Origin of the sequence: Saprospira sp. CCB-QB6, assembly GCF_028464065.1 — a bacterium.
Taxonomy (GTDB): domain Bacteria; phylum Bacteroidota; class Bacteroidia; order Chitinophagales; family Saprospiraceae; genus Saprospira.
In genome coordinates, this window is the sequence record NZ_CP116808.1 from 4149092 (window position 1) to 4161542 (window position 12451).

Here is a 12451-nt window from a genome sequence, read left to right on the forward strand (position 1 = left end):
TATAGTTATCCCGCAGCAAAAAAAACAACAAAAATAACAACTCACTTCTTTTTTAGATCCAATAAAAACAAAGATAACTGTCACTGAATTACTTCTTATAATGGGAACCTTCGAACAGCGACAATACCCCCTTTAAGGCACAGTTCGACGACCAATAGGAGGACCAGAGTGACGGCTGAGCTGGACCAAAGGCCTAGGCCCAGATTCTAATGATATTAAAAAAAAGAACAGCTAGACTTAAATTTATGGGGTGGCCTTTGCCCAAACAGCTAAGATTCCTTAGCTTACTGAGCTTAAACTAAAACCAATAGAATTTATGTCCTCTGTACAGCTGCAACTGCCTATTTTGGTTCAAAATATTAAGGTAGATGAGCGCTGGCAATATTATATTCGCCCGCTATTTTTTCAATCGCCCATTGCTACCGACCGTCGGTATGAGCCTGCTCTTCAACAGTTTAAAAAAGAACTACGGGCCTATTTCCGAGACTTCAAGTTGCAACGCGATAGTATGGAACAGCTACTTTGGTTTCGTTTTTCGCCAAAGATGCAATCCTTTAAGCCACAGTTTAAATTTCTGCTGGAGAAGGAGCAATTATTTCAAGGGCGCTTTCACATTCTTTATTTTCAGTTGCAGGAGCAAGGCATTGTTTGTTTGCCTAGCTTTCAATCCTATTGTTTTTTGGTAGACGCCGAGCGACAAAAGCCCTCTGATATTTTAGCTCAGACCAAAGAAGTAATTGAAGAATTGCTTTTGATGGAGCTCGAAGAAGGCAGCTCCTTAGAGGAGCTACAACAATTTTGTTTGCAGCGTTCTGAGTTTGTACAAGAGCTCCAAATGCGCATTTCTTTAGAACAGGGTGATTTTTCTTTTGAGCCGAGTGGAGAAAGTGATTTCATGGCCTTTTTTCAGGCTCCTAGCACCTTTGATGGAGCACAAGAATTGGAACGCCTAGGACGCAACCTCAACAACTTTTATCCAAGTGAATTGCAACGCGCTTTTGAGCGAGAATCGCTCCTACAGGAGCTTTACCCCCTGGTATATGGGCCAAATAATCAGGCCTTAGCCCTTATTGGAGAAGCAGGAGTGGGTCGGCACAGCCTAATTGAAGAACTGGTTTACCGCTATATGCAAAAGGCCGAAGAACAGCTGCCAGAGGAAGAAGAGATTATCTGGCGACTTGATCCTATTCGGGTAATTTCAGGGATGAGCATTGTGGGGATGTGGCAAAAACGAATGGAAGCCATTGTAGAAGAACTGCGGCAGCCCAAAGGATATCGAAATGAACTGCTTAGTCACAAATTGGTTATTGACAACCCCTTGGCCTTGGTCCGCATTGGAAAAACGGCTCAAAACAGCATGACCTTAGCGGATTTGCTCAAGCCTTATTTAGAACAAGAGGCATTTCAGCTCATCTTGATTGCTAGTCCAGAAGAATGGAAGCTCTTACAGGAAAAGGACCGTCGATTTACGGAATTATTTAGGCTCAAACGGATTCCTGCGGCCAAAGAGGAGGACGCTGCTCGTATGCTTTTGGGCTTGCGCAAAGAACTAGAGTTGCAAGAAGCTTGTAGCATTAGTGTGCCCGCCTTGCAACAAATGCTCAACATCCATCATAACTACTTCAAGAAGCGGGCGCTACCTGGTAGCGTGGCCAAGATGATGCGACAATTGGCCCGCAAGTTACAAGGACAAAGTATCGATGTAGAAGAAGTTCAGGAAGAATTTAAAGAATATACAGGCCTCGCTTCGCCAATCTTAGATGACAACTATCAGTTAGAGGCCGAAGAACTACGCAAGAATATTTCAGCTCGTTTGATCGGGCAAGAGCAGGCCGTAGAGCGACTTAGTCAATTGATTCATTTGCTCAAGGCCAAATTGCAGAACCCTAACCGCCCGCTGGCTTCCTTTCTATTTATTGGACCAACGGGAGTGGGAAAAACCGAAGCGGCCAAAGTTATTTGTGATTATTTGACTGGAGACCCCAAGCAACTCATTCGCTTTGATATGAATGAGTACAATGATTATAATGGTAGTAGTCGATTGTTGGGCACTTATGCCCAACCCGAAGGCCAATTAGGGGCAAAGCTTCGCTACAATCCCTTTGGAATTCTCCTTTTTGATGAGATTGAAAAAGCTCACCCCTTGGTGCATGATCTTCTATTACAGATCTTGGATGATGGTCGCTTGAGTGATGCCCTAGGGCGTCCGATAGACTTCAGCAATACCATCATCATTATGACCTCTAATATCGGAGCAGAAGATTTGGACCGTCGTCTGGGATTTGGAAATAGTCCCGATGAGCAAGCAGCTATTTATCGCAGAGCAGTAGAAAACTTCTTCCGTCCAGAGCTCATCAATCGCATTGAAGAGATTGTGATCTTCAATAGTTTAGAGCTGCCTCATATTTTGCAGATTGCCCAATTGCAAATCAAGCAACTACTGAGTAGAGATGGCTTTGTTCGACGAACCAGCATCCTCAATATTTCGGCAACAGCCCTAGAATGGGTGGCCAACAGAGGCTATAGCAAACGCATGGGCGGGCGGGCACTCAAAAGACAAATTGAGCGCGACCTTACAGCCTTTACAGCAGAAGAGCTGCTCAAAACCACGGGGGAACAACCCGTCATTTTTGATATTCAGCTCAAAGAAGACCGATTACAGGCCCGCATAGAAGAGTTGCGCTTTGCACAGCGATTGGAGCAGAGTGGATTGCCCAATATGCAGCAACTTGGTCCCTATGCTTATAAGGATTTACTCCGCAAAGTCGAACAGATGCAAAGCCTCCTTAGAGACAGTCAGGAGGAAGAAAGCCATTTTTATAGCAGCCAACCAGCACAAGAGCAATGGCACTTCTTTCAGCTTAAAGAACAATTAGAACAACTCAAAGAGCGCTTACAACATTTACTCTTAGAGTTTAAGAGCTTAAGTCAAGAAGTAACACCTTTACGCTTGAAAAACAGCGGTACTCGTAGTTTGCTTTACCAAAAAGCAACAGCTAGTCAGGAGCAGCTCAAGCAAGAGGCTGTTTTTGAAGATGCCGCTTTGGCCGAGTTGCGCTATGTCTATCAAAATGCCCCCGATCAATTTGGACGTAGCCAATCCCTTTATTTACAGCAGTTGCTTAAAGTTACTTTTCTGAGCATGGCTTGTCGCTTGGCACTGCAAGAAGAAACCGATAACATTTGCCTACATTTTGAATCGGCTATTGAAGGTCAAGGACAAAAAGAAATCGATTATTTGCAGACTAATTATGCTCGTTTATTAGAGTATTTGGACCTCAACTACCGAATGGAACCAGGAAAAATCTGGGTAGAAGGTTATGCGATTTACGATTTGTTCAAAAAAGAAGAAGGCTACCACCTCTTTTATCGTCCACAACAAACCGCTTTACCTATCCGTCTACGGATACAGTTTCAAGAGGAAGCACTAAGCGCAAGTCCTTTGGCAATTATTCGTTTGTACGATATCTGGATGGGCGAAGAACAGGCCCGTTCTACCCTAACCGATTTGCGAACCGCTTATACCAATCAAGCACAAATTAGTCCACAAGAATTAGCAGTCTTGCTTTATATTGCCCTAGACCCCTCCGATAAACAACTTTATATTTAAAGCCAAAGAAAAGGGCCGCTCCTCAGCTGAGGAGCGGCCCTTAATATTTAACTAAATGCTATCATTTACTTGAGATAAATGCGCTTATCGGTCAATTCATCCCAAAGTTTATTCACTTCTTGTTGCTTTTTGGCCTCTTCAGGACTGAGATCCAATTGCTTAACACTATAACTAGAGTTAATGCGCACCACATTGGGTTGCATTTGGCTCACTTTAAGACTATAAGCTGCCTGATCATTGTCTTTTCTGTTGCTAAACTCCTTAATCTCCTCCACTTTTCGGGGACCATCAAAGACCAAAAAGATCTCTTCTTCATCTTGCCCCAAAAAGCGATTATGATAATCTAAAGTACGCTTATCAGCATTACTAACCCAACGAATACTATGCCCCAACCAATCTTTGAGCTTGAGCGAAATCTTGCCCTCTTTCTCTTCAAATAGTCCCTTTACTTCAGCTTCATAGACCAAAGAAAAAGCATAGGGTTGCACAATATTCAATTGCTTAATTTCAACCGATTTTACGATCACTTCACGATCATCAAATCGACTACTAAGACTACGCTCTAAAGCTATTTTCAAGCTGTCTTGCCCTTCTTTATTGGCGGCTACCCAACTACTACGCTGCCCTGAGAACAAACCCGAAAGCTTAAGATCTCCCTTAATGACTGCATCACCATTTTTGGCTACAGTCAATTGTAGACGACGTTTACGGCTGTTATTTTTGCTATCCTTTAGTACTGCATCATTAAAGTTAATGGATTGCAAGCTGGCCTTTTTGTCATTTAGATTGAGCATGAAACAGCTTGTATTCTGCAATTCTGCAGGCAATTCATTGAGTCCTCCCGTAGGCGTAATAGTAAAGAGCGACCCATTTTCATCCTTAAAGATGAAAAGGTAAGAGCTAATCTGCGTAGCCGAAGGATAGTCCTTGTCAAATGGACCATCAAACCGGCTTTTGCCAATACCAAAATAGAACTCAATATTGTGGCGCTCAAAAAAGTCGCGATAAATGCAAAGTAATGTACTGAAGTCCGCTTTCTTATTGGTCAAAAAATAATCAATCCCCTCACTTTCTTCAAAATCTTTGAGACGCCCCACCAACTGCAACTCCTTAACCACAAAGTTATTCATCAAATAAGCCTTTTCTACTACACTTAACTCCTCTACCGACTTCTTAAAGGTTTTAGCCCCCTCCGCAAAAAGGTTTTCATAGAATAAACGCACCTTTTTCTTAGAACGAATGCGCACATCCATAAAGTCCGTGCTATACTGACGCAAAAGATCACTAAAGTTATTCACCTTCATGCTGCGATCAGCACGCAAAGCCAAAAAATCTAACTCATACACAAAATGCTCAAGTTCAGTCGTAAAAATAGTCCCAGATGTATTGGCCTCAGGTACCGCTTTTAGGTTTTTCATGTTCCATGTATAAAAGCGCTGCTCACCTCTTTGCTGAATATCTACGGCTGGCATCCCGTTATAAATCTGCCCCTTCAAGCCCACAGAAGTTGGAACCGAAATCTTAAATTCACTTTCCAAAACAGGATAATCCTTATACAAGGTAACAATGCGCCCCTGATCCGGAAATTTCGACTCAATGACCGTAATCTGCTCCATCTCATCCCCCGGCTCTAGCTTGGGCAATTTATAGATATAAGCATTTTTTTGCGTCTCATACAACTCATCATCTTCTTCAAAGGTAGGTTGCTCCAAGTCCCGAATGACCAAGTCCTCCACACGGCCATCTTTTCTACGAATGCGCACATCCACAAATTTCATCTGCACAAAATCACCAATTCGGCCCTTGAACTTGGGAATAATCAGATGCTCGTAATCCTCTGTAGCTTCCGCTTTCAAAAACTTAATATGCTGATACTCCTTATAGTTAGCCAGCTGCTCAATATAAGGGAAGGTTCCCGAAAACTCATTGCTACTATAAGTCGAGCTTTTCACAATCACAGCATCTTCCTGCTGCATCTCTGCGGGAATATCCCCCACTTTGGGCATCTCGCCCCCCCAATCATACTCACTAAAGGTTTGCCCCATCAGGCTGTTGGCACCCAAAAGCGCAAAAGACAAGAGTAAAAGGGGATACTTTCTGTTTTTCATAGCGTTAAAACAAATTAGTTGTTGATAAACTCATTTAATTTAATGTTTTGGGGCTGCCCCTCGCCTATCGGCTCGGGTCGGGCTGTGTCGCAGCTCGCAGGTCTGCTCGGCCCTTCAGCGCTGCGCGCTTTGGTCTGGCCCTGCGGGCCACTGCTGTCCATCCCTCAGCCGATATGGCCCAAGGGCCAAGGGCGGCTAGCCGCCCAAATTACCCAGCCCTAAAATCTTGGTCCACAAAGCTTGACAATAGGCTGGCGCCTTAAATAGACGAGAGCCATACCAAGAAAAAATCTCGCCATCTACCAAAAGTATTGGGATATTGGGCCAAATTTCTTTTAGCTCAGCTATGTGCTTTTCCTTAAAGGGATAGGGCTCCGAAGATAAGAAAATCAAATCAATTTTTTCTTTCTCCAATTCCTTTAGCGATAGACTAGGATAACGGTCCAAATGCCCCAAGGCATTTTTAAATCCCGCCCAATTCAACATTTCATCGATAAAGGTCTGCCTAGCCGCTAACATCCAGGGCTCCCGCCAAATAAAATAAGCAACCGATAATTTAGCTGAAGGCGCCTGATAAGCGGCCAAAGCCTGTTCAAAAGGAAGCAAAAGACTTTCGGCCCGCCCAGCTTTAGCTGTAATTTGACCCAAAGCCCGCATCATCTGCAGAGCCTGTGGCAAACGCTCTATATCCGAAATCCAAACTGGAAATTCTTGGGCCAAAAGTTCTATTTCCGCTTGAGTGTTTTCCTCTTTATTGGCAATAATTAAATCTGGCTGAAGCGCCCTAATTTTATCAATATCCAAGGTTTTGGTCCCGCCAATCCGCTCTTTTTTTCGCCACCAAGAGTTGGGGTGAATACAGAATTTGGTCAAAGCAATAACTTCTTGCTCCAAACCTAAATCAGCTAGCCATTCTGTTTGAGAAGGGACCAGGGATATAATGCGCTGAGGCCGCTCTGCTATAGCTACAGAGCGGCCCATTTGGTCGATATAAATCGGCATCTTTTAGTTTTCTTTTTTCTGGGCCATAATGCGCAAGACTTCAGCCTCTCCATTATGATATAGCCCTTCTTGCAGTTCTACTACCTCCTCTTTGAGAATGGAAAACTCAAAATCAGAGAAGATCTCTAGCATTTCTTCTTTCGTGAAAAGCATCTCCACATTTTGTGGACCACCTACAGCTGGATTTTTTTCTTGATAGGCCCGATGCCCCTTGGCAAACCCCTCTAAGAGCAAGAGCCCTCCTGGTTTAAGCAAATCGGCAGCTTTGCGCAGATAATCTGTCTTGAGATGAGGAGGAAAATGCGCATAGACCAAACCTAAAGCATCAAAGCTTTCTTTGGGATAATTGAGTGCTCCAAAATCGCCTAAATCGTAGCGCAAATCCAAGCCCTCTTTTTCGGCCCAAGCCAAGGCTTTTTGTTGGCCCTCCTCACTGAGGTCGCAGGCACAAACATCCCAACCATTTTGAGCGGCAAAAATAGCATTTCGGCCTTCGCCCTCGGCAATGAGCAAGATTTTCCCAGGTTCTACATCATGTAAATGAGCAGCAAAATAGCGATTGGGCCGACGGCCATAAGCAAAGTCTTCAGCGCCATAGCGCTGGTTCCAAAATTCTTTCATCTTTCCTTTTTTTGGGGAGGGGCGGTTTTATATTCGTTATGTTTTTTTTTGCGATCTACAGGTTTCAACTCTCAGACATATATCATTGCGAAGCAATACCATTGTTGCTGTAGGTTTCAACCTACAGTTATGGCCTAGCGATGCAAAAGGGTGGCCGCAGGCCAGACCGAAGCCCGAAGGGCTGAAGGGCCGAGCAGACCTGCGAGCCCTGAAGCGTAGCGCCGCAAGGCGAAGCCGCAGCGGAGGCCCCTAAAAAACAGAAAGGTCTCCAAATTCGCAAACTTGGAGACCTTAAACAAAACTTAAACCACAATATTGACCATGCGTTTGGGCACGACAATCACCTTGCGGATACTCTTACCTTCTATCCATTTTTGAACCTCTTCTAAAGCCAAGGCTTGTTCCTTAATGGCATCTTGGGCCAAGCCGTTGGGGAGCTCGATAGAAGCGCGTTTTTTACCATTTACGCAAACGGGATAAACAATGCTATCCTCCACCAAAAAGGCGGGATTAAAGCTAGGAAAAGCGCCTGTTTTGAAGACCGATTCCTGATGGCCCAAGGCCTGCCAAAGCTCTTCGGCTAAATGTGGGGCAAAGGGGGCGAGCAACAAAACAAAGCACTCTAGAATTTCGGCCTTATGGCAATCGAGATCGCGCAACTCATTGCTGAGCTTCATGAAATCGGAAACGCAGGTATTGAGCGAGAAGCTCTCGAGTCCATACTGCACTTGTTTGATGCAGTGATGCAAAGCCTTGCGTTCTTTAGCCGTAGGCGTTTCTTTTTGGACCAACCACTCCCCTTCTGGGCTGTAGAACAACAACCAAAGGCGGCGGAGGAATTTGGCTACGCCAGAAATTCCGCTGGTATTCCAAGGTTTAGAATCTTCTAGGGGGCCAAGGAACATTTCGTAGAGGCGGAAACAATCGCTACCGTAAAGGGCCACCATATCATCGGGATTGACCACATTATAATAGCGTTTAGACATCTTGCCAATTTCGCTATCCGTCACTAGCTGTCCAGCCTCATTATAGATAAACTCGGCATCGGCATAGCTAGGGCGCCATTCCAGGAATTGAGCAACGCCTTCTGTGCTCAAATATGAGTCATCTTGACCATAATTACTTACAAAATCGATATGCACAGGTAAAAGGGCAAAAGCTTCGGCTCCGCCATATTCTGCGATGCGGTCGGCAGAAACGAAAACTGTTTGGCCAGCTTCATTCTTTTCTTTGAGCATATAAATCTGCTCGATAATCCCCTGGATCATTCCTTGGTTGACCAGCTTTTTGTAGGGCTCTTGCGTGGGCACTTTGCCCAAATCGTAAAGGAATTTATGCCAAAAGCGAGAATACATCAAATGGCCCACGGCATGTTCTGCTCCACCGAGGTAAAGATCTACATCCTGCCAATAATTAACAGCCTCTTCAGAGAAGGGAGCGGTTTCATTTTTGGGGTCCATATAACGAAGGAAATACCAACTAGAGCCAGCAAAACCAGGCATCGTATCGGTTTCTCTTTTGTGTCCTTCTGGGGTATTTACCCAAGACTCCACTCTAGCCAAGGGAGAATGTCCATCGGCTGTAGGTTGGAAGTTATCTAGCTCGGGCAATTCTACGGGCAAAGCTGTTTCTACTTGCGTGAGGCCCTCTGCATCATAAGAAATAGGGAAAGGCTCGCCCCAATAGCGTTGGCGGCTAAAGTTGGCATCATGCAAGCGGAAATTCACTTTGCGCTGGCCAATATTTAGGGCTTCGAGCTTTTCGATAGCTTTGACAATGGCTGCTTTCACTTCTAGGCCATTAAGGAAATCGCTATTGATCAATTTGCCGATTTTTTGGCCCATTTCTGCATTGGGGTAGTCTGATTGATCAACTACGGGCAAAATATCTAGTCCAAAATGTTGGGCAAAGCGTTGATCGCGTTCATCATCAGAAGGAACCGCCATAATAGCGCCTGTGCCATAACCGGCCAAAACGTATTCACTGATCCAAATCGGCACTTTTTTGCCGGTAAATGGATGGATAGCATAACTACCCGTAAAGGCTCCGCTAATGGTTTTTACATCCATCATGCGATCGCGTTCCGAACGACCTTCAACATATTGGAGGTAAGCCTCAATTTCTTCTTTTTGTTCGGCAGTAGTTAATTTTTGGACCAGCTCATGCTCAGGAGCAAGCACCATGAAGCTCACCCCAAAAAGGGTATCGGGTCGGGTGGTAAAGACCTCGATTTTATCCTCTTTATTTTCTGTGAGGAAAAAGAGTTCTGCCCCTTCAGACCGACCGATCCAGTTGCGCTGCTGTGTTTTGAGCGCCTCCGAAAACTCTACAGTATCTAATCCATCAAGTAGGCGTTGGGCATAAGCCGTGATGCGCAAAGCCCATTGCATCATTGGTTTTTGAACCACAGGAAAGCCTCCACGTTCCGAACGGCCATCCTTAATTTCGTCATTGGCCAAAACGGTTCCTAGCTCCTCGCACCAGTTTACATAGCCTACTTTGCGGTAAGCTAGACGATAATTCATGAGCACCTCTTCCTTCTCTTGGGCTGAAAAGCCCTGCCATTCGGCAGCAGAGAAAGCTGTTTCATGGCTATGTGCAGCGGCTACGGCTTCTGAGCCAGCTTGCTCAAACTGACGAATGAGTTCAGTTACGGGCAAGGCCTTATCTGCTGTTTTGTCATAATAATGCTCAAACAACCAGATAAAAATCTGCTGTGTCCATTTATAGTAATCAGGAGAAGAAGTATTAACAGAGCGATCCCAATCATAGCTAAAGCCCAGTTTATCGAGCTGTTGGCGATAGCGGCCTACATTTTCGGCCGTAGATACTGCAGGGTGCACTCCTGTTTGAATCGCGTATTGCTCGGCTGGTAAACCAAAGGCATCATAGCCCATAGGGTGCAGCACATTAAAGCCCGAAAGGCGCTTATAACGAGCAAAAATATCACTAGCAATATACCCTAAGGGGTGGCCCACATGCAAACCTGCCCCAGAGGGATAAGGAAACATATCGAGCACATAATATTTGGGTTTGTCTGAGGTAGTTGGAGTTTGGTAGGTCTTATTTTCTTTCCAATAGGATCTCCATTTTTCTTCGATCTCCTGTGGCCTATATTCCATTTTTTTTCTTGTCTTGAATGATGCAAAATGAATTCGATCTAAGGGCGCAAATTAGCCAAGTTTTGGCTTTTTTCAAAGAATCGTTTAAACTGAACGTATTTTAAGCGTTTTTATTGTTTTTTGGGGCCTGCCGCCTTCGGCGGCCGGGCCCTTGCAGGGCTCGCAGGTCTGCTCGGCCCTTCAGCCCTTCGGGCTTCGGTCTGGCCTGACGGCCACCCTTTCAGGCCCCTAGGCCGTTTGGCCTTCGGCCACCCCTAGGGCCAAGGCCCTAGGCTATTGAAAAAATTGTCATCCCCTCATTCGAGGGGATTTTTCTTTGCCGTTGTGGTTGGGCCATTGTTGTTTTTCTTGCTGCGAACCTTTTCCATTTTTATAGCAAACAAGGGCTTTAGCCCGCCAGTTTGCTCAGTCTACAACCATGGGCTTCAGCCCATGGGCCCAAAACCGCCCAGCTACCGAAGCTGAAAGCCAAAAGAAAAAAGACAGTTGAGCGGCCTAGCGATGTGCAGCAGTGGCCGCAGGCCAGACCAAGGCCGTCAGGCCGCAGGGCCGAGCGAATAGCGAGCTGCCGAACGTAGCGCCCGCCGAAGGCGGGAGGCCCCAACTACCAATCAATACAGATGGGGCAACTAGTACGGATGAACGCCTATCTACCAATCGAAAATTAAATTTTCAGGAATAGGTTGTCTCTGATTTAGATAAGTAATTGGGACTTTAATTCGTGAAATATTTACAGCTTGTAATGTATCTTCTTTCCATATAATTAAATACCCCATTCGACTGTCTTTTTGAATGACAACAAATCTATAACCATAGGTTTCTCCTCTGTGATTTAAGACTGGCGATAACGCATTTATCTTTTCATCTAAAAGGAGCTTTAGTACTCTCATCCATTCTTCATCCATCATACTTGTTTAATTGTGGCTTACTAAATAATTTAAGTACAGGACAATATTCAATGAGTTCATATTTATTTTGTTTGGAAAACAGCTAGATAAGCTGGCTCTAGATTAAAAAATTCGAGTATATCGACTTAGGATTATTTAACCACTCTAAAAACAGTTTTCCATCTGCTGTAGCCAGTGGAAATCCTTCTACGGACTGATATAATATCTCATCCCAATGTGCTATAAATGAACTTGTGGATATTTTCAAGATAGGCGCACCATAAGTTAATTGTAAAAATACCTCCTCATGTTCAGACAAAGACGATTTTTTCAAACGAGCCTCAATATCTACTGGCCATAATTCATCCCATTTAAGGTTGTAGGCTGTCTCAAAAGTATCCCAAGCGATATTTCCTAGATAAGAAGTAGCCCGATAGTCAAATATTTCAATTAAATGGAAATATTCAATTATTCCCTTTCCTGCAGCCTCCTCCACTAAGCTAAAATCAGCAGCAAAGGGCGCTAATAATGGATGTTCTAGATCTTTCATATTTAATTTGATTTCCTAATCGTTTTGGCTAGCGGTTCTTGGTTTATTTCTTCTATGAGCAGAAAAAGTTGAGGGACTAGTTTGCCGTTTTACCAGTCTTCAAGATTCAGATCTTCATAAATATCAGACTCTAAATAAGAGCTTTTAGCTGAGTTATAAGAGCTGCGTTTTTGGCTATCAGCATCATATTTTATGATTGTTTGTAGGATAGTCTCGCCATAGCCTATAGGGTGACTTGTAATTTGAACTATAGTAGAATTATCAAACAACATATAATGATCTAACTCATCATAGTGGTATCGTACATCAACAAGTTTAGCCTCTTTTCTTTGTTCATCAAAAGATATATCTACCTCTCTAAATAGAGACAGGTCAAATTCTTTTCTATCCTTACGAGAGAAAGTCCCCCCATTAAAAAAGATTACCGTCTGGCTATTTTCTCTCAGTATAAGTAATTCTATACCTGAAAACCGTAGATCATCGTAGCCTATATGATCTTTAGCGCTTCTACAATACACTTTATCCATAGTCTTAAATTATTACCTATTAAA

General features: G+C 44.1%; 8 protein-coding genes. 1 reads left to right on the forward strand and 7 read right to left on the reverse strand.

Translation table 11 applies throughout. The features are described from left to right. Positions 1-316: 316 nt before the first annotated feature. Positions 317-3610 carry an AAA family ATPase gene (locus PPO43_RS15885; protein ID WP_272619597.1) on the forward strand — a complete coding sequence of 1098 codons (3294 nt, stop codon included), beginning with the start codon at positions 317-319 and terminating at the stop codon, positions 3608-3610. A gap of 65 nt (positions 3611-3675) precedes the next feature. On the opposite strand, the gene PPO43_RS15890 is transcribed toward PPO43_RS15885, so the two are convergent. The 7 genes from PPO43_RS15890 to PPO43_RS15920 form a co-directional block, all read right to left on the reverse strand. Beyond that, entirely contained in the window at positions 3676-5718 is a 2043-nt protein-coding gene (locus PPO43_RS15890) for a DUF3857 domain-containing protein (protein ID WP_272619599.1), read from the reverse strand. 195 nt (positions 5719-5913) lie between these two features. Next, positions 5914-6720: an ABC transporter substrate-binding protein gene (locus PPO43_RS15895; protein ID WP_272619601.1), complete on the reverse strand. Its 807-nt coding sequence runs from the start codon at positions 6718-6720 to the stop codon at positions 5914-5916. Positions 6721-6723: 3 nt separating this feature from the next. Next, a complete protein-coding gene (locus PPO43_RS15900; RefSeq protein WP_272619603.1) occupies positions 6724-7341 on the reverse strand; it encodes a class I SAM-dependent methyltransferase in 618 nt (205 codons plus the stop codon). A gap of 302 nt (positions 7342-7643) precedes the next feature. Beyond that, positions 7644-10463 (reverse strand): leucine--tRNA ligase, encoded by a 2820-nt coding sequence (leuS, locus tag PPO43_RS15905; protein ID WP_272619605.1) that lies wholly within the window; start codon positions 10461-10463, stop codon positions 7644-7646. A 650-nt stretch (positions 10464-11113) separates the two neighbouring features. Next, the gene (locus PPO43_RS15910) at positions 11114-11371 is read right to left on the reverse strand and encodes a hypothetical protein (RefSeq protein WP_272619607.1); all 258 of its coding nucleotides are present in this window, start codon (positions 11369-11371) and stop codon (positions 11114-11116) included. Between the two features lie 97 nt (positions 11372-11468). Then, the gene (locus PPO43_RS15915; protein ID WP_272619609.1) at positions 11469-11900 is read right to left on the reverse strand and encodes a hypothetical protein; all 432 of its coding nucleotides are present in this window, start codon (positions 11898-11900) and stop codon (positions 11469-11471) included. A gap of 89 nt (positions 11901-11989) precedes the next feature. Beyond that, positions 11990-12427 (reverse strand): hypothetical protein, encoded by a 438-nt coding sequence (locus PPO43_RS15920; RefSeq protein ID WP_272619611.1) that lies wholly within the window; start codon positions 12425-12427, stop codon positions 11990-11992. Positions 12428-12451 lie beyond the last annotated feature (24 nt).

What these genes read in the sequence shown, in the direction of transcription:
- PPO43_RS15885 (WP_272619597.1), top strand. Translation starts at nt 317, where the DNA reads ATGTCCTCTGTACAGCTGCAACTGCCTATTTTGGTTCAAAATATTAAG.
- PPO43_RS15895 (WP_272619601.1), bottom strand. Translation starts at nt 6,720, where the DNA reads ATGCCGATTTATATCGACCAAATGGGCCGCTCTGTAGCTATAGCAGAG.
- PPO43_RS15910 (WP_272619607.1), bottom strand. Translation starts at nt 11,371, where the DNA reads ATGATGGATGAAGAATGGATGAGAGTACTAAAGCTCCTTTTAGATGAA.
- leuS (WP_272619605.1), bottom strand. Translation starts at nt 10,463, where the DNA reads ATGGAATATAGGCCACAGGAGATCGAAGAAAAATGGAGATCCTATTGG.
- PPO43_RS15890 (WP_272619599.1), bottom strand. Translation starts at nt 5,718, where the DNA reads ATGAAAAACAGAAAGTATCCCCTTTTACTCTTGTCTTTTGCGCTTTTG.
- PPO43_RS15900 (WP_272619603.1), bottom strand. Translation starts at nt 7,341, where the DNA reads ATGAAAGAATTTTGGAACCAGCGCTATGGCGCTGAAGACTTTGCTTAT.
- PPO43_RS15920 (WP_272619611.1), bottom strand. Translation starts at nt 12,427, where the DNA reads ATGGATAAAGTGTATTGTAGAAGCGCTAAAGATCATATAGGCTACGAT.
- PPO43_RS15915 (WP_272619609.1), bottom strand. Translation starts at nt 11,900, where the DNA reads ATGAAAGATCTAGAACATCCATTATTAGCGCCCTTTGCTGCTGATTTT.